The 19008-nt window shown below is 40.6% G+C and carries 18 protein-coding genes and 9 tRNA genes; 7 read left to right on the forward strand and 20 right to left on the reverse strand.

The genetic code is table 11. The features are described 5' to 3' along the window. Positions 1–73: 73 nt before the first annotated feature. The 3 genes from DESOR_RS17625 to DESOR_RS17635 are packed head-to-tail and all read right to left on the reverse strand — an operon-like array spanning position 74 to position 2070. Entirely contained in the window at positions 74–655 is a 582-nt protein-coding gene (locus DESOR_RS17625; RefSeq protein WP_014185941.1) for a poly-gamma-glutamate hydrolase family protein, read from the reverse strand. 46 nt (positions 656–701) lie between these two features. Further along, positions 702–1580, reverse strand: coding sequence for a DUF6544 family protein (locus DESOR_RS17630; RefSeq protein WP_014185942.1), 879 nt, complete (start codon positions 1578–1580; stop codon positions 702–704). 37 nt (positions 1581–1617) lie between these two features. Next, a complete protein-coding gene (locus DESOR_RS17635) occupies positions 1618–2070 on the reverse strand; it encodes a MarR family winged helix-turn-helix transcriptional regulator (RefSeq protein ID WP_014185943.1) in 453 nt (150 codons plus the stop codon). A 174-nt stretch (positions 2071–2244) separates the two neighbouring features. Between DESOR_RS17635 and DESOR_RS17640 the strand changes: the two genes are divergently transcribed. After that, positions 2245–2769, forward strand: a complete 525-nt coding sequence (locus DESOR_RS17640; protein WP_014185944.1) for a GNAT family protein — start codon at positions 2245–2247, stop codon at positions 2767–2769. A 507-nt stretch (positions 2770–3276) separates the two neighbouring features. Further along, positions 3277–4236 carry a DMT family transporter gene (locus DESOR_RS17645; protein WP_242832344.1) on the forward strand — a complete coding sequence of 320 codons (960 nt, stop codon included), beginning with the start codon at positions 3277–3279 and terminating at the stop codon, positions 4234–4236. A 74-nt stretch (positions 4237–4310) separates the two neighbouring features. On the opposite strand, the gene DESOR_RS17650 is transcribed toward DESOR_RS17645, so the two are convergent. After that, positions 4311–5786 (reverse strand): protein adenylyltransferase SelO, encoded by a 1476-nt coding sequence (locus tag DESOR_RS17650; protein WP_014185946.1) that lies wholly within the window; start codon positions 5784–5786, stop codon positions 4311–4313. Between the two features lie 179 nt (positions 5787–5965). On the opposite strand from DESOR_RS17650, the gene DESOR_RS17655 reads away from it, so the two are divergent. Beyond that, positions 5966–6586, forward strand: a complete 621-nt coding sequence (locus DESOR_RS17655) for a class I SAM-dependent methyltransferase (RefSeq protein ID WP_014185947.1) — start codon at positions 5966–5968, stop codon at positions 6584–6586. A gap of 14 nt (positions 6587–6600) precedes the next feature. Here DESOR_RS17655 and DESOR_RS29775 read toward each other — a convergent pair whose 3' ends face one another. Continuing rightward, positions 6601–6747, reverse strand: coding sequence for a hypothetical protein (locus DESOR_RS29775; protein WP_014185948.1), 147 nt, complete (start codon positions 6745–6747; stop codon positions 6601–6603). A 519-nt stretch (positions 6748–7266) separates the two neighbouring features. Between DESOR_RS29775 and DESOR_RS17660 the strand changes: the two genes are divergently transcribed. From DESOR_RS17660 to DESOR_RS17670, 3 genes are all read left to right on the forward strand, one after another. Beyond that, the gene (locus DESOR_RS17660; RefSeq protein WP_427854246.1) at positions 7267–9822 is read left to right on the forward strand and encodes a PAS domain S-box protein; all 2556 of its coding nucleotides are present in this window, start codon (positions 7267–7269) and stop codon (positions 9820–9822) included. A gap of 176 nt (positions 9823–9998) precedes the next feature. Beyond that, entirely contained in the window at positions 9999–10466 is a 468-nt protein-coding gene (locus tag DESOR_RS17665; RefSeq protein ID WP_014185950.1) for a hypothetical protein, read from the forward strand. Then, on the forward strand, positions 10450–11622 hold the full coding sequence (locus DESOR_RS17670) for an iron-containing alcohol dehydrogenase (RefSeq protein WP_014185951.1): 1173 nt from the start codon (positions 10450–10452) through the stop codon (positions 11620–11622). The genes DESOR_RS17665 and DESOR_RS17670 overlap by 17 nt, the downstream gene beginning before the upstream one ends. A 20-nt stretch (positions 11623–11642) precedes the next feature. Here DESOR_RS17670 and DESOR_RS17675 read toward each other — a convergent pair whose 3' ends face one another. The 4 genes from DESOR_RS17675 to panB form a co-directional block, all read right to left on the reverse strand. Then, positions 11643–12500, reverse strand: a complete 858-nt coding sequence (locus tag DESOR_RS17675; RefSeq protein WP_014185952.1) for a damage-control phosphatase ARMT1 family protein — start codon at positions 12498–12500, stop codon at positions 11643–11645. A gap of 170 nt (positions 12501–12670) precedes the next feature. Then, positions 12671–13396, reverse strand: a complete 726-nt coding sequence (locus DESOR_RS17680) for a YkgJ family cysteine cluster protein (protein WP_014185953.1) — start codon at positions 13394–13396, stop codon at positions 12671–12673. Between the two features lie 91 nt (positions 13397–13487). Then, positions 13488–13904 carry a PDZ domain-containing protein gene (locus DESOR_RS17685; protein ID WP_042331372.1) on the reverse strand — a complete coding sequence of 139 codons (417 nt, stop codon included), beginning with the start codon at positions 13902–13904 and terminating at the stop codon, positions 13488–13490. Positions 13905–14087: 183 nt separating this feature from the next. After that, entirely contained in the window at positions 14088–14903 is an 816-nt protein-coding gene (panB, locus tag DESOR_RS17690; protein WP_014185954.1) for a 3-methyl-2-oxobutanoate hydroxymethyltransferase, read from the reverse strand. Positions 14904–15414: 511 nt separating this feature from the next. Here panB and DESOR_RS17695 point away from each other — a divergent pair. Further along, positions 15415–16002 carry a hypothetical protein gene (locus tag DESOR_RS17695; protein WP_014185956.1) on the forward strand — a complete coding sequence of 196 codons (588 nt, stop codon included), beginning with the start codon at positions 15415–15417 and terminating at the stop codon, positions 16000–16002. A 104-nt stretch (positions 16003–16106) separates the two neighbouring features. On the opposite strand, the gene DESOR_RS17700 is transcribed toward DESOR_RS17695, so the two are convergent. The 11 genes from DESOR_RS17700 to DESOR_RS17750 form a co-directional block, all read right to left on the reverse strand. Beyond that, positions 16107–16193 (reverse strand) — tRNA-Leu (locus tag DESOR_RS17700). An 8-nt stretch (positions 16194–16201) separates the two neighbouring features. Then, positions 16202–16276: transfer RNA gene (locus tag DESOR_RS17705), tRNA-Cys, on the reverse strand. 14 nt (positions 16277–16290) lie between these two features. Then, positions 16291–16366, reverse strand: a tRNA-Asp gene (locus DESOR_RS17710). Between the two features lie 14 nt (positions 16367–16380). Continuing rightward, positions 16381–16456: transfer RNA gene (locus tag DESOR_RS17715), tRNA-Glu, on the reverse strand. 8 nt (positions 16457–16464) lie between these two features. Continuing rightward, positions 16465–16538, reverse strand: a tRNA-Trp gene (locus DESOR_RS17720). A gap of 6 nt (positions 16539–16544) precedes the next feature. Then, positions 16545–16620: transfer RNA gene (locus DESOR_RS17725), tRNA-His, on the reverse strand. Positions 16621–16622: 2 nt separating this feature from the next. Further along, positions 16623–16697, reverse strand: a tRNA-Gly gene (locus DESOR_RS17730). Between the two features lie 8 nt (positions 16698–16705). Then, positions 16706–16782 (reverse strand) — tRNA-Lys (locus DESOR_RS17735). Between the two features lie 55 nt (positions 16783–16837). Continuing rightward, positions 16838–16914, reverse strand: a tRNA-Arg gene (locus DESOR_RS17740). Positions 16915–16987: 73 nt separating this feature from the next. Beyond that, on the reverse strand, positions 16988–17623 hold the full coding sequence (locus tag DESOR_RS17745; protein ID WP_014185957.1) for a hypothetical protein: 636 nt from the start codon (positions 17621–17623) through the stop codon (positions 16988–16990). A gap of 15 nt (positions 17624–17638) precedes the next feature. Beyond that, complete coding sequence (locus tag DESOR_RS17750; RefSeq protein ID WP_014185958.1) at positions 17639–18832, reverse strand: MFS transporter; 1194 nt, start codon at positions 18830–18832, stop codon at positions 17639–17641. Positions 18833–19008: the final 176 nt, after the last annotated feature.

Consider the following 19008-nt stretch of genomic DNA (forward strand, 5'->3'; position numbering starts at 1 on the left):
GTTTTTTGGATTTTGCATTTAAAAAATCCCTACACCCTATTGAGAAGTTCAAATACGGGTGTAGGGTTAATTTTTAAAAGTAGGCACTAATCACAGATTTTATTGCCCCGACAAAACGTACTCTGCATTCCAAGTCTTCATTAATTCGTTTCCTGAGGGCAAAACTTAGTTCTAATTGAACCCCTTTACCGGTAACGCCTCGGTTGCAAATATTTCTAGGATGGACACCGCGGTATTTTTCCTCACTGTCTTTTACAAGAAAACCGCAGCGCTGGAGTTTTATTCTTAAGTTATTACTTAGGTCTGAATCTAAACCGCCAATCATTAAAAATTCTTCTGTAGAGTTTTTCAGGCCATGAATAGTCATGACTATTTGAGCTTGCTGTAAACCTGTCAACAGCAAAGGTTCATCAAAGTGATGACTTGTAATATGCAGCTTACGAACCTCTGCACCCTTTATCCCTTCAAACGAATACCAGGCAAATTCTTCACCGGCAATCCATTGGGCAATATCCGACGTGTATGGTTCAATATTACCGCCGTGAGGGGCAGCTATTAAAACCGGATGCCAATCCCGGCTCCTTTTTATGAGATAATCCTGTCCTTCTAATTCATATAGCTGCAGCTCTTGGAAGTTTGAGTAAACATCAGGCATGCCCATCCTCCTATTTCAGTCAATGTTTAGCGACTACTTATCTTAATTATTTCACGTTGTATTGGATGTCTATGACATTTAATTTAATATAACAATAATCCCCCTCGGGTGTATGCCAAAAGGCTCCGGTGTTATCTGTTTTCCACGAATCATCAGTCTTGCCAATCGTCTTTATACCGTCAACAACCTTGTAAGAGTTCACAGGGGTAGACCATCTCTCTTTTATGAGGGAACCATTTGCAGCTAATCGATATCTGTCGTCAGAAACAAAGTTCAGTAATTCTCCTTTTTCATTGAAGGAAAGGACCGCTGAAGCTTCAATCCCGTTATTCGTGAAGGTTGCATTAACTGTTAAAGGATCAATGGTTGCCCATTGAATGCGGGGATCAATGAGAGCCGCCGGGGCAAATAAACACATATCATTGAGGACTGTGACGGTTTCTGCCTTAACCATTTCCTCGTTTTTCAGATCAAGGACAGGTACCAACCCTAAAGCTTTGACTAACATAGAAGCTCCGCCGCCGCCATACACATGTAATCCCAAGAAAGGCAATCCTGATTTGCTGCCCTTCATATAAAAATATCGAGATGTTTGATCAAAGAAATTATATTGCTCTACAGAAATTTTACTCCAGCGATCTTTTTTCTTATCGGTATTCATAAGTCCGTCAAACCTCAGTTTGACATTATGCACTTTTTCTTTACCCATAGCTCCCACATAGTTAAGGTACATTTGAACCGGCTTAGGCAGATGTTTGATATCGTCCATAGTCAGTCTTGAATTATCCTTTTTTTTCTCCTTTGCCAAGGCATTGTCAACTTCTGAATGATAAGCTCTATTTAAGCCTTTAGATTGATATGTCAAAAAAACTATCAACAATATGATCAAGGCAAGAATCATAATCAGCAAACAGCTCTTCTCCATCTTCCTATTCCTCCTGTCTCTTCTTAGGCCTTCTGACTTAAGCATTCCTATTCATCCCTTTTATTGTGTCGAGGAGCTTGTTCAAGCCTTCACACATAACATTCAATTCAGAATTTGTAAGGTCCTTGAAAAGATCTGTAATAAACCTTCTATCTTTCTCTTCTCTCCCCTCCCAAAAGGATTCACTTTTATCAGTCAGCTTTAAGCGCATAGCTCTGGCATCTGCTGCATCCTTTTCAACAGTGATAAACCCTTTTTCCAATAATTTCGTGACGAGCTGCTTGACATTCTGACGTGTACTCCCCATCTTCTCTGCTACTTCGTTTAAAGTAGGCGGGTGATCTCCAAACTGTAAAATACTAATGGTCAAAAACCACTGCCGTAAGGTCATATCATCCTCTGCTAAATACTTATCTCCATTGACCTGCATTTTGTTTGCTAATAGAAACAGACTACCGAATATAAATTTCTCTTTATCCAATCGATTCATAGTTTAGCACCACCTCATATAGGCAATATATTGCTTTGTATCACGAAGTATATTGCCTATATAAGCTCGATGTCAAGATCTAAATTATATTTTAAATATTCTGTCTATATTGACTAGACTTACATATTCTGTAACAAACAATAGGTCATAGACTCTTAGAGGGGAGTGGTTTACATGATTGGTGATCATGGGGATCTTCATCCTGACCTCTCAAATCCTCGTATTCGAAACAATCCTAGAGATACAGGAATATTCGTTTATGTCCCATTAGCCCCTACAGTAAGTGAGCCTCACCAGGCTTTATCCCCCAAAGACCTTCAGATCCGAGTAATGGCCTTAAGAAATCGCTTAAATAAAAAGTACAACCTTCATTTCGAAATCGTGAATGATGAGACGGGTATTGTCTGTATCGAAGATTCATCAGAAATTGAATTTACTCAGTTCCTGTTTCATTTTTGCAACTATCATCAAGGCATTTATCTGGATTGGTTATCCTTTCCTTCTCATCAATTAAGAAAAGGGATCGGTTCCTTCTGTGTGAACTGGCTTCAGGATTTTGCAGGAGATTTCGGAATTAAGTTTATTGTTCTGGGGTCGGTTGCTGAGGCTCGAGGCTTCTGGATTAAAATGGGATTTAGACTCCTTCAATCCGAGGAATTAGACAATTTTCCCGGTTACCAAGGCCGTTACCGTCACTGACTCATTCTTCTATCCTCTTTTGTGTCAGCTTTTGGAGTCAGGAATATTATGTAATATATGGAAAAGGAGGCTAAATATATGATTATTTTCGGCTGCGGCATTGCTATTGTCACTATTGCCATTCTTATGCTTATTGCTTTAGGTATTGTGTTTTAACAAAAAGCCTCAGTTACTTGAGTCTCTGACAAATATAAAAATGCATCTAGTTCCTGTATAGTCAAGGGCTAGATGCATTTTTATATCTGCCAACATTCCAAAAGGCTCGCAGATTAAGAGAGAGTGAAATGAACATAAAAGGTTGTACCCTCTGAACTTGTTTTAACCAAAATCCTGCCATTGTGCCGGGAAACAATGCCATGGGCTGAAAACCCTATCTATGAAAAAATCACTTTACAAACATTTTGGTTTTGCAGCAATCCCTTAATTATTAATTTCAATATCTTTGTTCCAAGGTTACTTAAAGTATGGTAGTATTATAAATACTGGAAATCAATAGAACGGAGAGTTATGATGAAGAGTGTGTTGAATAAAGAGATGTCGTTACACGGAGAATTTATTCCCGTTCAATCTAAAGAACAAGTCTGGGCAAATCTAGCAATGATTGCCGTCATTATTTTTTGGGGAATTTCTTATGTCAGCATTAAGGTAGCAGTCATTGAAGTTCCCCCTATTACCATGGCCCTAATTCGTTTTGCCATCGCTTCCTTGATGCTGGGGATCATGATCCGCAGGGTTGAACCTCAGTCAAAACTAGATAAGTTGGATCTGCCAAAAATGATTCTAGGAGGAATTTTTGGTATTACCTTGTACTTTATATTTGAAAATATCGGGGTCAAATTTTCCACAGCAACCAACGCTTCTCTAATTGTTTCGGTAGTACCAATTATCACAATTTTGCTTGATGTGCTGTTTTTTCATAGCAAACTTTCCTTCCTGAAACTCTTGGGCGTTTTCGTTGCCATATGGGGTTCTTACCTGGCAGTTACTGCTAACGGCAAACTCGAACTAAATTCCGCTCATTTTTTGGGGAATCTCTTGATGATATGCGCCATGATGTCATGGGCTTTCTTTACCATGGTTAATAAGTCTCTTCAAAAAAAATATTCCGGATTGTTTTTAACGACGTATCAGACAATTTTCGGAACTTTATTTTTTATCCCTTTGTCCCTTTTAGAATATAAGGACTGGCATATGTTTTCATTGACCGCCTTAGCTAATATCTTATTCCTGGCAGTTTTTTGTTCATTTGCGGGTTATTTATTCTATACATATGCCTTGAAGCGTTTGGACGTTGCCCTTACAACGATCTATCTAAATCTGATCCCCGTTGTCGGTGTGATCAGCGGTTACCTTATATTAAACGAACATGTTTTGCCTATTCAATTGGTCGGCGGATTAATTACTCTTCTTGCCATTGTTATTATCAATCTAGAATTGGCGGCCCTGCGTCGCAGAAGAGTTTCTTAGACTAAGATTGTCGTATACACGCAAGGAGCTGTTGCAAATATCTTTTTCGCAACAGCTCCTTAATTATATTCCGGTTAGGTGCCGCAGAAGGTTCGGTAAGGATGTTCAGACGGCTCAGGCAGCATGGAGTAATCCTCTTGTTCGGACGAATATACATATGGACTGGAAAGCACCTGAAGAAGTTTCTTCATGACGCTGTAATCCTCATGTTTCACTGCAGCTTCCAGGGCTTCTTCCACTCTATGGTTGCGAGGAATTACTGCAGGATTGAAATTTTGCATCAGCTCAACCATCGCAGCCTTCCCTTCCTGCTGCCGGGCTTGTCTCGCCTGCCATTGCTCGTGCCACAGAGTAAATTCCCTGCTGTCAAACAAAGCTGATTCTCCCGGTTTGCCTAAGGTTAAGGCACGAAAGGTATTAGTGTAATCCCCACGATATTTCCGCATCATATTCAAGAGACTTTCAATCAGGGTTTCATCCTGACTTTCTTCATTAGATAGTCCTAGTTTCGATCTCATCCCTGCCAACCAGTAATGGCGATACAAACCTGTAAAATCAGAAATCGCATCTTGAGCTAGTTCCACTGCCTGGGCTTCATTAATATGAAGCAGGGGCAACAGAGTTTCCGCAAATCGAGCCAGATTCCAGCCGGCAATATAAGGCTGATTGCCATAAGCATAACGGCCTTGAACATCAATGGAACTGAATACTGTGTCAGGATCATAAGTGTCCATAAAAGCGCAAGGACCATAATCAATGGTCTCTCCACTCAGAGCCATGTTATCCGTATTCATCACCCCATGAACAAAACCAACCAATTGCCATTTGGCAATTAACTTTGCTTGACGCCGAACAACTTCCTTTAGCAGTAATAGATAGGGATTCTCGACATCCTCAATATCAGGAAAATGCCTGTTCAAGGTATAATCTGCCAAAACCCGAAGTTCTTCAATAGAACACCAATTAGAAACATATTGGAACGTACCCACCCGTAGGTGACTGGCAGCCACTCGGGTTAGAATGGCACCTGGCAGCTCGGTCTCCCGAAAGACAGATTCGCCTGTCGTCACTACCGCAAGACTTCGGGTGGTCGGTATGCCAAGGGCGCTCATAGCTTCGCTGATAATGTATTCTCGTAACATGGGGCCAAGGGTTGCTCGGCCATCCCCTCTGCGAGAGTATGGCGTCCTGCCGGAACCCTTAAGCTGAATATCGACACGTTCACTGCAGGGAGTAATCTGTTCACCAATGAGCAGAGCCCTCCCATCCCCCAACATGGTAAAATGACCGAATTGGTGCCCCGCATATGCTTGGGCAAGAGGTAAAGAGCCTTCTGGAACCCGGTTTCCAGCCAATACCGTGATTCCCTCCTGGCTTTGCAGCTCCAAGACATTTAGCCCCAGGGATACAGCTAAGGGTTCATTGAAAATGATCAGCTTGGGTGAGGGAACAGCAGTTGGCTTAAGCCTTGTAAAAAAAGAACCGGGAAGCTGTGCATAACTGTTGTCCAGGTTCCATCCTGTTTCAGAGGATGCTTTTCTCGTTGTCATGTTTGCTCCTTTGCTGGATCAATAGGTTCTCGTACATTAAACAGTTTATTTATTGTCTGCTTCTGCTAATTATTTATACTCTTTCATCAGCAGGAAACTGAGCGACACGATACAATACTCTAAAAAATTATATATAATATAGAATAATAAAAAGAACCCGTCATGAAGGAGGTAAAAGGATGCTAAAAGAGGAAAGTTTCGAAAAGAGATATAAAGACGGCGATACACCATGGGATACTGGAAAACCGGATTTTAATTTAATTCATGCTGTTACATCTATGTCCATAAAACCCTGTAAAGCACTGGATATTGGCTGTGGAACCGGCAACAACTCCATTTGGCTTGCTCAAAATGACTTTGATGTTATTGGTATTGATACGTCGGAAGTAGCAACACAGAAAGCTGCGGAAAAAGCTGCAGATATTAAAGGCAACTGTACTTTTCTGGTTGTTAATTTCCTAAAACAGAACATCGAAAAGGCACCCTTCGGTTTCGCATTTGATAGAGGCTGTTTTCACACATTAGACTCCCATGAAGAGCGTAGGCACTTTGCGGAAAAAGTTGCAGCTCACTTAGAAAAAGACGGCCTGTGGTTTAGCATTATTGGCAACGCTGATGAAGTGCGCCATCATCCTGGACCGCCACAGCGCACTGCCGCAGACATTGTTAACTCTATAGAACCTTATTTCGAAATCCTATCTCTTATTTCCAGCCAATTTGAATCTAATCGCCCCAACCCTCCCAGGGCTTGGGTTTGCCTAATGCGCAAGAGAAATAACGATTGCCTAATGTCCAAGTAAGAAACGAATACCCGTCAATAGGGTATTCGTTTCTTATTTGTTACCTTTGCAATTCTATCCGGTGCTTTATTCGAATCAGAATCATTGTCTCCCACAAACAAAGGTTCTAAGCCAATGTCAGCTAAAATAGTTTCAATAATGCATTTTTCCTGTGCTGTCATAGTTCTTCCCTCCAAGCTCTCCAACTTTTCTGAATATTCAATATAAATATGAGACTATACCATTTTAACCTACGAAGGATTATAAATAAAGAAAAAACTTTGTCATATCTTGTTGTTCTAATCAGATATGTTATGACTACTGCCTTTAAAGGGGTGTTATGTTTATTATTATATTAATATATTGATTATAACTTAAAATTGTTACTAAACCTCTTCCATAATTTAGTATTTTATTTCTATTACTAAACCCTTAAAACAACGGCCGATAATGCTTAAATAAACATCAACCGTTGTTTTTTATGCTCAATTTTCAAGAAAGCTTTGTATTGGGTTATTTCAATTGGAATAAATGACTATTAAAAAAAGATCATTGGTTAATTCGACATTTTTTCACAGTCCTTTAAGGTACAATTTAAAGAGAATTTTTTTTAGGAGTGGACTATTATCTACAGCGATTTATTAATTTATGAAATAGCAGTAATTTTTTTATGCTGCTCTGGCTTATGGTTATACTTAACGATTAAACACCCGTATTCTGATTTTATCTTAGGTATTTATTTTGCCCTTGTTACAATGTTTATAATCTACCAGGAATATATCCTCAACAAAGGTTTTCTCTATGATTTTCGGCCTATTACCATGATCCTGTCGGGTTTTATCGGCGGTCTTGAAACCGCAATAACTGCTGCTATCATAAGCTGTCTCTATCAATTCATATTTCTTGGAGACATTTCATTCGGAGGGATATTAATAATCTGTGCCTATGCTTGCCTGGGTTGTTTCTTACACCATTTCAAAAGCAACCCTTTCATAAAAAAACTGTGGCTTTGGGCTTTTATCCCAGGCATAGCCCTTACCGGCATAGTGTCTGATACTATCATCGATTTCGTTGCTTATATAAGCTTCACCAGCCTTGCAGTAGTAATAATCTTAGGATTCCACTTCAAAATCCAATTACTGTTGGATCAGAGATCAATTTATAAAGCCATCATGAAATCAAGTCCCTTGGATTTAATCGTTCTTAATGCTCATGGCCCAATTTATATCAGCAATCATCTAAAGTCTCAGTCACACTTTCAACAAAATATTGAACGTCTTTTACCTGCCGAAGAGCTTAATACTCTCTATAAAGACAGTACAACTCCCCAACACAGAGAAATCCCCTGTGAAGACGAAAGACACATTTCCGCCGATTTCTTTACTTTTCAGCTAGCCAGTAACAATTCAGCTTGTCTGGCGATTGTTAATGATGTTACTGAACGAAAAAAAGAGCTGGAAATGCTCCGCCGGGCAAAAGAGAGCTTTTCTAAAGCTTTTCAGTTGGGTCCTCTTATGATGAGCATCAATTCTAGGGCTGACAGCCGATATATTGATGTTAACCAGCGTTTCCTGGAAACAAGAGGATTCAAACATGAAGAGGTCATAGGCAAAACCCCTCCTGAAATTGGTGTGCCTGAAAGTGACTATAACAAGATTGTCGAACTTATTTTGACAAAGGGTAGTGTCAAAAATTTCGAAAGTTCTATAGCTACTCAATCAGGTCCAAATGGTACCTGTATTATTTCAGCAGAAGAAATACAAATTGACGATCAGGAGTGTATCTTATTCTTATATTACGATATAACTGAAATAAAGCGAATGCAGACAGAAAGCATAACGCAACTTACGGAGCGGATTAAATTAGAGGACGAGCTTTCTCAGAATAACCAACTTATTGCTGATATTATCAATAATATGCCAGACGCATTCTATGTTTTAGATAATCGCTGGCGTTTTACATTTGTCAATAAAAAAGTAGAGGAGCTATTATTAACCCGCGCAAACCTTCTCAACAAAGTGTTTTGGGATATTAACCCTCAAGCTCGAGGCACCCTATTTGATATCTATTTTCACGAAGCAAAACACAGTGACGTCCCTATCACCTTTGAAACTCCAAGCTTCTTACGAAAAAAAACCTGGTATCAAGTAGCAGTTTATCCCTCTGAAATAGGGTTGTCTGTTTATTATCGAGATATTTCTGAAAAAAAACTAGCCGATGAACAATTACTTAAAACCCAAAAGGAAATGAATAATATCCTGGAGAGCATGACGGATTGTTTTTTTGCCATTAATTATAACTGGATATTCACCTATATTAATCGTGCAGGAGAAAAATTCTTTGACAAAAGTCACAACGAACTATTAGGAAAAAAAATTACAGAGGTTTTTAACTTTGATGATATAACTTTCATTAAATTTCAGGAAGTGATGCATCAAAAACGCTCGGTGAATTTCGAAGTCCCCTACAAATTGTTCAATAATCAATGGATTGAGATCTATGCCTATCCCACAGAAACAGGACTTACCGCCTATTTCCACGATATTACAAGCCGAAAAATTGCGGAAAACGAAATATCAAGGCTTGACCGTCTCAACCTTGTCGGTCAATTGGCCGCTGGTATAGGCCATGAAATACGAAATCCTATGACTACGGTGCGTGGCTATCTTCAATTGCTTGGTTCAAAACCTGATTATTCAGCACAAAAATCTACCTTTGAATTAATGATTTCGGAATTAGATCGAGCTAACTCAATTATTACAGAATTTCTGTCTTTGTCTCAAACTAAGCAAACGGAATTGGAGCTGCAAAACCTTAATGATATTCTAAACAATTTATACCCTCTCCTAGAAGCAGACGCTTTTACTCAAAATAAACAACTTTGTTTCCAGCTAGGAGATCTTCCCTATCTTAAACTCAATGGCAAAGAGATCACTCAACTTATTCTTAATTTAACTCGAAATGGTCTTGAAGCCATGCAGGAAAGAGGTTGTCTGACGGTTAAAAGTTATGTGGAATATGATCAAGCAATCCTCGCGATACAAGATGAAGGAACCGGCATTCCGCCAGAAAATCTCAAAAAAATAGGTACACCCTTCTTTACGACAAAAGACAAAGGCACTGGATTGGGACTGGCAACCTGCTACAGAATTGCAGAGACTCATAATGCTCGTTTGGATATTGATACAAGTACTAGCGGAACAACATTTTATCTCATTTTCCCTACCCCTGTAGTTCAGAAATACATCATTGATTAACAACCACGATAAAAAACAAGTGCCTTGAGTTCTAGGCACTTGTTTTTTACACACGCAAAAGCTGGCTGTATAGAGATCTCCGTCAAGCTGAAATTTGTCAAATCCACTGACAAATATTATGGACAAGAAGTGGATAATCTAGATTGTGATAACTGCAACCAAAAGGAGACCTGATCATGCCCAAATTTTTGGTATATCCAATCTTCACCTCTATTTTTTCAATAATTTTGATTGCCAATGTTCCCAAAAGTGAAATTCGCCGTCTGTCTATTTATGGAATCATTTTCGGAGGAATGCTGGACGTAATCGTGCATCTTTTTGGATATATCACCGGCTTATTCTCTTGGACAAATTTCGGCCCCTTTGGTTTTATAGGGGTTCATATCTTTCCTAATGTATCTTGGTCTATTTTTTTTATTTTATATTTCTACTTCTTGCCTCAGCAAAGACCTTTAAATTATATCTTCATTGGCGGTGGAATCTTTTTTTCCATCATGTATTATAACATGGTTATTGATATGGGGATTTTAAATGCATCCAGCCGTTTTTGGCTGCCTCTGTTCGGTTTTTCTGTGTGGTTTGGGCTAGCCACCTGGGGTTATTATAAATTGAATGGAGGGATTTCCCTTGGAAAACACTCATAATTTTCTCCTGCCGAAAACGAATCTCATGGGTACAGGGGCAATCAAAGACCTGCCAAACCAATTATTATCCTTTAAGCTCAGCAAAGTATTAATCGTAACCGATAAAAATATGATAAGCCTCGGCTATGTAGATAGTATCGAGAGAATCTTAAAAAATCTTTTCATTTCATATGATATTTTTGACGGTATTTTACATCCCAACCCTACGGTTTCGTTTGTTGAGGACGGTTTAACCTATCTTAAAAAAGGTTTTAATGTGTTTAAACGTAATTATAAACTGATTATATCCATCGGCGGTGGAACAAATCACGATTGTGCCAAAGCAATAGCGACAGTAGGTACCAATGGCGGTTCAATCAATGATTATGAAGGGTTTAATAAAGTCACCAAACCGGCTATCCCGCATATTGCCATCAATACCACCGCTGGGTCTGCGGCTGAATTAACCATGTTTGCCATTATAACCGACCAATCCAGGAAAGTGAAAATGGCCGTCGCTTCTCCTTTTCTAACTCCCTATATCTCAGTCAACGACCCAATATTTATGACCACCATGCCCAAAGAGGTCACCGCCAGCTCCGGTATTGACGTTGTTTCCCATGCCATTGAAGCCTTTGTCTCAACAGAAGCTTCTCCTATCACTGATTCTTTAGCACTAAAGGCCATAAGATTAGCTTTCGAGTATCTGCCCAGAGCTTATGAAAACGGCAATGATCTTGAAGCCCGGGAAAAAATGATGTTTGCCAATACTATGGCAGGTATGGCTTTTAACAATGCCGGATTGGGCTACGTACACTGTATGGCTCATCAATTGGGAGGATTCTATAATCAAACCCACGGCTGCTATAACGCCGTCCTATTGCCTTATGTGTTTGAATTCAATTCCCCATCCATACCGGAAGAAAGAATCTTTCAGCTGTGTGAAGCCATTGGACCTATAACCCGCAACCGAATTCAAGCAATTGATATCATCATTGACTCAATCCATGAATTAAGATCTAAAATCGAGATCCCAGGCAATTTAACGGAAATGGGGCTAAAAGCAGGTGATATCGAACCCCTCTCTCAAAACGCTCTCAAAGATATTAGTGCATTCACAAATCCCAGACAAGGTTTTGTGGATGATATTATTTACCTAATTAAATCTGCCTCCTAGAAGCTAGACAGCCCGTCCCTTTAACTGTGACAAAAGACCATTTGTCCAAGCTCAACCTCTAAATTGTCTGCTACAATCTCGCATTTGGCCCGCAGTAAGAAAAACAGCCTTCTGTCCTCCCTGCCAAGAGCTTCTATGGATTCATAATTTGCCTGCCCTTTACTGATAATGATGTCAGAATTCTCATAGACCTGTTTAAATTCTTCAGAGCAATCCTTCAAAACGGTCCCTAAAAAACCGCTGCCATTAGAAATAACGCGTATCTTCTCTGTGATACCTACATGATCCGCATCTGCCATAGTAGCGTCATTCAAAATCGGCTGATCTTTAACCGCATAGGTCACCTCAACCCCCTGTTCAAGGAGTTGTTCCGCTAAAAGTCGATCAAAAGCAATTTCACCGCTATTATCTCCAAGAATTAATACACTACGTGCATCCTTTAATTGTTTCTGGAAGTCCTCGTAATCATCCCGGGCAAAGTCTTTCTCCATAGCCTCCCGGATACTCCCCTCAACATCAAAATCTTTCAGAATGCCCATATCAATAATATTGCCGGCAACTGCGATTTTCAGCGACATAAAGAGAGGATCGTTATTACGGGAAATCTTCTCTCTTAACTGAGGTAAAAGTTTTAGGGCCAGATGGTTGGATTCTTTCTTTGCTTTTAGAAAGGGGTCTTGGATTCCCAACAACTCATTAACCCTTCTCAGAACAACCGTCGAGTTTTCTGCCGGAGTTCCTTGGGGATCGCATTCAGGCAGGAGGGATAAAATTTGATAAATTATTTCTCTGGCTTTTTCCTCAGGGATTTTTGTTTGGGCAATTGTATTAATCGTCTGCTTTAAGTAGCAAGGAATGCATTCCAGGGCAACCTTCACAAGCAGAACCTCCTCATCTTTGTAGAATTATGGATTTTGCAATATAAGCCACGATTTTTAGTTTAACTAAAACCATAAAATATATTAATCTATTTTCCAAGTTCTTAATAATCCTGACAAACAGAAAGAGGACTTCGAAAAGATAATCGAAGCCCGTCAAAGCAGACTATTCAATCCTCCAGGGAGAAATCGTTTAAGCTATCCTCTCCCGACACTAACAGTTTAAAGCCAAATTTCATTAGCTGAATGTCATCTTGTCTGATTCCCTGTATTTGTTCCTCACTCAAATTCATTCTTTCAAACACGTAAGGATTATTCATTAATAAACATCTGAATTTATCCAGATCATAACAGGCCGTGAAGAAAAGATCACTGATTTTTTTATCTCTGGCCTTGCTGCCGGTAAGTTTGAGATGTTTAGGTATTTCATTAAAACCCTCTTCCATTTCTTCGTAGATCTCTAAACCTTGGTCGCTAATCCATTCTTTAATGGTTTGTACCTTAGGCTCTTTAAGACCATGGCAGCGGGAACTTTCAAAGATAAAGGAATACTTGCCTCCCCCAAGCATGTCCACCGGAGCAATCCGGCAAGACCATGGCCTCTCCAGATAAACCTGACATCCCTTACCTGTGATGAAGGGACATTTCAGATTATCCTCTTCGGACATTTTGATTTGTACAAAGGTAAATCCGGTGTGAGGCGCCTGTACCTTAAGGGTATACTTTTCCAAAAATTCTCCAGATGGGAGGCCTAAAGAATTTTTCATTCGCAAGACATCGTAAGGAGTAAGATAAATATTAATGTCCCGGCAGCACTTTTTAAAGCAATCCAGCCCATCATGACAATGAAATTGAAATTCGCTGTTTTCATCCAGGACCAATTGTCGGTGATTCATAATTATGCCCCCTTTCCAATCCCTTATTATTATAAATTATCTTACCCGGATTAGATAGTCAGGGAATCCATCATCAAAGAAAGGTTTGTCTTTATTCACTTTTTATCTCAGTTAGTGTTACAGTAACCATATGGGAAGATCCATTGCGATAATTGGTTAACTTTACTTTATCATTAGGATTATATTTAAATAATTCATGGGTCAAGCCTGCTGAGTCGGAAATGGCGGCATCGTTGATGTGTGTAATGATATCACCCTGTTTTAAGCCTGCTTGATCTGCCGGCCCGACGTTTTGGGCTATCTCTGTAACCGGATAGGACGATGGATTGTAGTCAACCTTAATTCCTTGAGATACTGGCTGAGTAACTGAAATAGGCATTTTGACCCCAGTTTGCGGCTTGTTAGTGTACACCGAAATCATAAGTCCGGCTGATATAACTCCTCCTATCAGTGCGCCTACTAAACCAGTCACTAACGCCATACGGGGAGAACTGCCATTATTATTCATGTCCATCCTTCCTTTGCAATATTTTTTGTTAAAGATTTTAGATCAATAAGTATTAAAAATAATTGGCAAAACAATGAATAACTTATGAAGAAACTATTAAGAATTCAACGACACCTTCTAAAATCAACACCTCCCGGAATCCACCGGGAGGTGTTATTTGCAATTCACTGCTGTAGGTCTTTTTTAACCAAACAAGGCTTTAAATTCCTGTAATTCACCGCTATCCATGATTCGAACATTATTTTTCTCTGGAAAAAGTCCGTTTTCCACTTCATCTTTATAGCTTTTAACGGCTTGAAACGTGGACGTCTTATAATCTGCATACTCTTTTACATGAACAAGTTTTCTTTGTGTCATCCCCAACAAATCATTGATGACTTGAACCTGGCCATCACAATATCTCCCTGCTGCAATGCCAATGGTCGGAATTTTTAATTGTTTAGATATTAATCCTGCAACTTCCTCGGGAACCATTTCTAAGACCAGTAACTTTATCCCCGCTTTCTCTAGACTCAGGGCACTTTCTAACAGTTCTTTAGCTTGTTCAAAGGTTTTCCCTTGTACTGAGGCTTTGTCATGAGTCTGAGGCGTAAAACCTAAATGTCCGACAACATCAATATTATTCTTGGTTAAGTATTCAACCACCAGTTCCTCTCGTCCTTCAAGCTTAACGGCATCAGCTCCTGCCTGTATAAACAACCGGGCGTTTTGTAAAGCTATTTCATCGGTTTCATAGGATCGATACGGCATGTCGGCAAGCAATAGGGCATCTTTAACGCCCCTTCTGACGGCTTTTAAATGATGCAGCATATCATCCATGGTTACTTCCACGGCACTCTCATACCCAAGCATATTGGTGCCGACACTATCCCCGACAAAGATAACGTCAACCCCCGCCTTCTCCTGCATAACAGCGGTAGGATAGTCATAACAGGTTAGCATCGTAATCCTTTTTCCCGCTTTTTTCATGTTCATAACCAATTCAATGGTTTTTTTCATCCTCCATCCATCCCTTCTTGGTTTCCGGTCCTCCTGCCATAATTCAATGGTTTTTCATCAAGACGCAAAAAGCCCTCTGACATCAAGTCAGAAGGCACACTGATACAGCAAAGCCCCCCTTCCGTCTCAGTCCTCTTTAGGTACAAGCAGTCGGGCCTTCATTTAAATTGCCTCCATCTTTGGTTAACATAACGGTATGGTCGATTCGTACCATCCTAGTTGTCCAAGGCGGAAAGCATGTATATTGTCATGTTATCATGCAGCAAGCGTTGCTTCAACCCTGATTTCAATGTTTTCCCACCGGTGGGTGGTTGAGAATATGAGGCCTGGCTCGCGATGGTAATACACGGCATGTCCCAGTTTGAAACGCCCATTTCAAAATGGGACATGCTGGGCCTCTATATTGTGAGTTTTACTGGTTTTTTATGATACAGTCTAAAAAGGACTTGTCTTGTACCATCAAAAAAGCTATAGTTCCTATGTAATCTAAATGCAATAGGAGATCTTGCAAATGTTAGCAGAATTTAAATTTATTAACGACCCCTTGCGTCCTAGTATCAGTACCAACCTTTGTTCAATGTGCTATCGCAATACTACGGACATTAAGCTGGGATGCTGTTCCTATGAACCGGAATTCTGCCTGTTTGATTTAGTATTCTTATATCTCAATTACCCTCAAATTTATATTGAAATTTTTAATAGGGGTCAAATTATTAGAAGCTTTAACGGAATTATGGTAGAAATGAAAATGGGTTTAAGCCAATGTCCCTTCGCAACTGACATTGGTTGTGTCTTGCCAAAGGATGCTATTCCCCCCTTATGCCGCTTATTTATTTGCCGAGAGGCAGCTATGTTTGGCCCGGCAATGATTGAAGAGAAATTCGAAGCATACTTTTCAAGCAAGGAGTATGATTTCAATAACTATTTGAATGGGAAACTGGTGTTTGAGGGAGGTTTAACCATCGTCAAACTTCACCAATTTATCCAAGAAGTTTCACCTGGTGTTAAGGCTATGATTCAAGAAATTAACCGTACTGATCCGCCGGTTGATACTTTTCAGCGAGAAATATCCCCTGAGGAATTTGGAATACTGCCATAGTTGTTCAGAAAGTATGCAACGGAAGTTATACTTTCTGATTAGTATAAAAAACCCTTGAAATTCATACCTTTAAGAATTTCAAGGGTTATAAAGGGTTTCATAGTTGGTGCCGATGACCGGAGTCGAACCGGTACGGATGTTACTCCGCGGGATTTTAAGTCCCGTGCGTCTGCCAATTACGCCACATCGGCAAATTGATTGGAGGCGGCACTCAGATTTGAACTGAGGAATAGAGGTTTTGCAGACCTCTGCCTTACCACTTGGCTATGCCGCCAAATAGAAAAATAATGGCGACCCCGATCGGATTTGAACCGACGATCTCCTGCGTGACAGGCAGGCATGTTGACCACTACACCACGGGGCCGCAGGTATACTTTTTGGTGACCCGTACGGGATTCGAACCCGTGTAACCGCCGTGAAAGGGCGGTGTCTTAGACCGCTTGACCAACGGGCCGCAAGGATTGGCAGGGGATGCAGGAGTTGAACCCACACTAACGGTTTTGGAGACCGCAGTTCTACCATTAAACTAATCCCCTATGTATTGGGGTGGATAATGGGACTTGAACCCACGAGTGCCGGAGCCACAATCCGGTGCGTTAACCACTTCGCCATATCCACCATGGAGCGGGAGACGAGATTCGAACTCGCGACCTTCACCTTGGGAAGGTGACACTCTACCACTGAGTTACACCCGCAATCACTTTGGTGGGCCATCCGCGACTCGAACGCGGGACACCCTGATTAAAAGTCAGGTGCTCTAGCCAACTGAGCTAATGGCCCAATATATTAAGCCAGAGAAGAACTCAAGGACTCAATACCTTATTTAAAAACTAACTGGTGCGCTCGGAGAGATTCGAACTCCCGGCCTTCTGATTCGTAGTCAGACGCTCTATCCAGCTGGGCTACGAGCGCATTCTGGCCTTACTTTTCGATTAACTTAAACTTTCGGGCCGGAATTGTATAGTAACATTTTCGACTCACGTTGTCAATAACTAACATCAAAACTCACAAAACCACCGCCTAGTTTTGTAGTATGGAACCATTGGCCAAGATCGATTTCCTGAATTTTTCCTCCGTCTAAAATGTTAATGATAGCGCTGTTCGTGTTCTCTTTATGGTCTAGAGAGATAATAGTCACCCAATGCCAAGAATCCAATCGTTTCTCTGCCCCATTATCTAAATTTAAAAAAGCCAAAGGTGTATTCTTAGCCAATGCTTTTTGCAAAAATGAGATGAGCTGCTGAAAATCGGGCCTTAACGCCCACTTTTCTGGAACATTCAAAACCTCAAGCTGGATATCTAATCCCGTATTTTTAGCATAGTCAAGTACCTTATCATAGAGGAGCTGCGTCGATGGGATTCCCCTAAGTGTGGGAGTTACATACTGATAGACGTCCTCCATGATTGCAAGGGCCTCTTTTTTAGTTAAAGGCAGATGCTTCCCACCATGACGAGTACAGTTCAAATAGTTGACAATATTAGCCACTACCGTCGGTCCACAGCCGGCTCGCCTCTGCCATAATGTATTATACCATTCTTGATCAAAACCATAAAAAGAATTCCCCTCATCGTCGTCTTTGACGAGAAAAAAGTCTTGGTGTTGGATAGAGTTTATTGCCATGGCCGCCTCCTCTTTTTATTTGCTGGCATTCGCCACGTCCAGTTTAGAAACCGATTTTCTTGCTCTAACATCCGGCAGGGCAACGGCAAGGATAATCCCCAGGACGGGGAGCACACTGATGATATTCATAGTAATAGGCAGCCCAACATGATCAGCGACTACTCCAAGTAAGGTTACCCCAACGGAACCCATACCGACTCCAAAACCCAGCAGCATACCCGAAGCTAGACCAATATTATTAGGTAATAACCGTTGTCCAAATACCACGGTTGTTGAAAACGTCGAAATCAGCGCCGCTCCGACAATGAAAGCTAAAATGGGAAGCAAAGCACCGTTTAAATGTATAAAAGGATAAAGGGTGACTAAACAGACAACCATGGAAACTAACATCCCCTTCTTTCCACCGAAGCGATCAGCGAATGGCCCGCCTAAAATTGTGCCTACTGCCCCTGCGATTAAAAAGGTACTCACTAAGTATTCGGGTTCGGCAATCCCCTTAAAACTCGGGAAATAAAATGGTATGAAATAAATAATACCGGATTGTATCCATGATCTTGTGGTTACGTAGAGCATTAATATAACTAAACTTCCCACCCTATTTTTTGCGTTTTTTGTTTTCTCTATGACTTTTTTTTGAGCATGAGTTTTTTCGGCCAAGATGTTCTTAAATTTCGGCAATAAGAACATGAATAACAAGGCGGCTAAAACTCCCGGAATCATGACGCCTTGAATGGACCTCAGTCCGGCAAAGCTTAAGACAAACACCGCTAACATAGGACCAAGTCCAAAACCCAGATTTCCTCCCACGGAGAAAACCGCCATAGAAGCCCCGGCTTTACTGTCTTCGCTGAGGAAATGGGCCAATTTTGATCCTTCGGGATGGTATCCGGCCACTCCCATACCACTTAAGAGTACCGCCACCAACAAAAGACCATAAGAGTGCACCATACCCGTCATGGCTAAACCAAAACCTGAAAGAAAAAGACTGACCGGCATTAACCAAGGCATACTGAACCGGTCGCTTAACACCCCAAAAACCGGCTGGATAAGAGCTGACGTAAATGTAAAGGCTAAAGCAATAATCCCTACTTGAAAATAGCTAAGGTGAAAACTTTCCGCCAGTAAAGGGGTTAAAATCGGCAAAATCCCCTGTCCCAAATCAACCACTAAATGACCGATACTCAAAAAAAGCAAATAGATGTTAATCAATTTATTGTGCCTCGTTTCTAAATTCGCATTAAACCACTTTTCTCACAAATACTGTATGCAACGTTTCCCTTAAAACATAATGCCCCAGATATGCTCTAGGGCATTATGTTTTTAAAAACACACGACCTTTTTTACCCTTTTCCTTTGGCTTTCCCCTTGCGAGGTCCAGCTCCTTT

It is taken from the genome of Desulfosporosinus orientis DSM 765, assembly GCF_000235605.1.
GTDB lineage: Bacteria > Bacillota > Desulfitobacteriia > Desulfitobacteriales > Desulfitobacteriaceae > Desulfosporosinus > Desulfosporosinus orientis.

Bases quoted from the DNA above. Each gene is read 5' to 3' on its own strand.
- DESOR_RS17625 (WP_014185941.1), bottom strand. From the start codon at position 655: ATGCCTGATGTTTACTCAAACTTCCAAGAGCTGCAGCTATATGAATTA.
- DESOR_RS17630 (WP_014185942.1), bottom strand. From the start codon at position 1,580: ATGGAGAAGAGCTGTTTGCTGATTATGATTCTTGCCTTGATCATATTG.
- DESOR_RS17635 (WP_014185943.1), bottom strand. From the start codon at position 2,070: ATGAATCGATTGGATAAAGAGAAATTTATATTCGGTAGTCTGTTTCTA.
- DESOR_RS17640 (WP_014185944.1), top strand. From the start codon at position 2,245: ATGATTGGTGATCATGGGGATCTTCATCCTGACCTCTCAAATCCTCGT.
- DESOR_RS17645 (WP_242832344.1), top strand. From the start codon at position 3,277: ATGATGAAGAGTGTGTTGAATAAAGAGATGTCGTTACACGGAGAATTT.
- DESOR_RS17650 (WP_014185946.1), bottom strand. From the start codon at position 5,786: ATGACAACGAGAAAAGCATCCTCTGAAACAGGATGGAACCTGGACAAC.
- DESOR_RS17655 (WP_014185947.1), top strand. From the start codon at position 5,966: ATGCTAAAAGAGGAAAGTTTCGAAAAGAGATATAAAGACGGCGATACA.
- DESOR_RS29775 (WP_014185948.1), bottom strand. From the start codon at position 6,747: ATGACAGCACAGGAAAAATGCATTATTGAAACTATTTTAGCTGACATT.
- DESOR_RS17665 (WP_014185950.1), top strand. From the start codon at position 9,999: ATGCCCAAATTTTTGGTATATCCAATCTTCACCTCTATTTTTTCAATA.
- DESOR_RS17680 (WP_014185953.1), bottom strand. From the start codon at position 13,396: ATGAATCACCGACAATTGGTCCTGGATGAAAACAGCGAATTTCAATTT.
- DESOR_RS17685 (WP_042331372.1), bottom strand. From the start codon at position 13,904: ATGAATAATAATGGCAGTTCTCCCCGTATGGCGTTAGTGACTGGTTTA.
- panB (WP_014185954.1), bottom strand. From the start codon at position 14,903: ATGAAAAAAACCATTGAATTGGTTATGAACATGAAAAAAGCGGGAAAA.
- DESOR_RS17695 (WP_014185956.1), top strand. From the start codon at position 15,415: ATGTTAGCAGAATTTAAATTTATTAACGACCCCTTGCGTCCTAGTATC.
- DESOR_RS17745 (WP_014185957.1), bottom strand. From the start codon at position 17,623: ATGGCAATAAACTCTATCCAACACCAAGACTTTTTTCTCGTCAAAGAC.